This window comes from Psychrobacter sp. 1Y4, assembly GCF_051847555.1.
This window is the reverse complement of record NZ_JBPYDE010000330.1, coordinates 1-849: the sequence shown is the minus strand read 5'-3', so window position 1 is coordinate 849 and position 849 is coordinate 1. Positions and strand designations below refer to the sequence as shown.

Below are 849 nucleotides of genomic sequence, written 5' to 3'. Positions count from 1 at the left end.
GAGTCAACTCCCAGAGGCATTTTTTTGTTTGTCATGTAGATTGGGTTTTTATTATCTACTTTTTCATTAGATTGCTTAGGCTTTTTTTGTCGTCATTTAGCGTAGGTATTTCAACCATTTTGAAGTTAGCACTTAGTACATCCTCACAAGACGTTAAGTTTCTGACAATACTGGGATAGTTTACTATGAAGACCGGCTTAGTCGTCAGATGCAAGGTTTTACACGCGCTGTTAAGAAGCGGTAAATCATCTTTCTGAGAGAATACGATAATGAAAAGACAAACCTACACTCCTGAGATTAAAGAACGCGCCGTTCGTATGCTGATTGAAGCATTAAACGATTACACCTTTATGTGGTCATGTCATAAAAAGCACACTAATGAAACTATACTAACCAACACTCAAGACTAAGCTACACATACTAAAGAGCTTGAACATGAGAACAAGAAGCTTACGTAAGCCAGTTAGATTACAGTAAAATCCGCTTTTTTCGCCCAAGGAGAGATAGGACACACAATCAAGTTGTGGCTCAGTTTATTGATAAAAATAAGTGGGTCTACGGTATTAGAGCAATATTGACTGTGCAATATAGAAAATATGCAATAAACTTATTTTCTACCTTTAATAAAATGCAGCAACCTAAACAAGGGTAAATTATGAGTAATTCAGATAACCACAGTCATCAAGCTCCAGACCCTAAAAATATGAATAAAGCTTTTTATATTGGGATTGGTCTAAATTCTGCATTTACGCTCATCGAGTTTATAGTGGGCTATTCAACTAATTCATTAGCTTTAATCGCAGACGCTAGCCACAACTTAAGTGATGTTGCCAGTTTAATAATCTCGTT

At 36.0% G+C, this 849-nt stretch carries 2 protein-coding genes; both read left to right on the top strand.

Annotation, left to right across the window (positions count from 1 at the left end; all coding sequences use genetic code 11):
• Positions 1–269 precede the first annotated feature (269 nt).
• Entirely contained in the window at positions 270–410 is a 141-nt protein-coding gene (locus ACS8FC_RS16130; RefSeq protein WP_298739179.1) for a hypothetical protein, read from the top strand.
• 245 nt (positions 411–655) lie between these two features.
• On the top strand, positions 656–849 hold a 194-nt coding region (locus tag ACS8FC_RS16125; protein WP_439297517.1), incomplete at its 3' end, for a cation transporter.

Coding starts and splice junctions, on each gene's coding strand:
- ACS8FC_RS16130 (WP_298739179.1), top strand. CDS start 270: ATGAAAAGACAAACCTACACTCCTGAGATTAAAGAACGCGCCGTTCGT.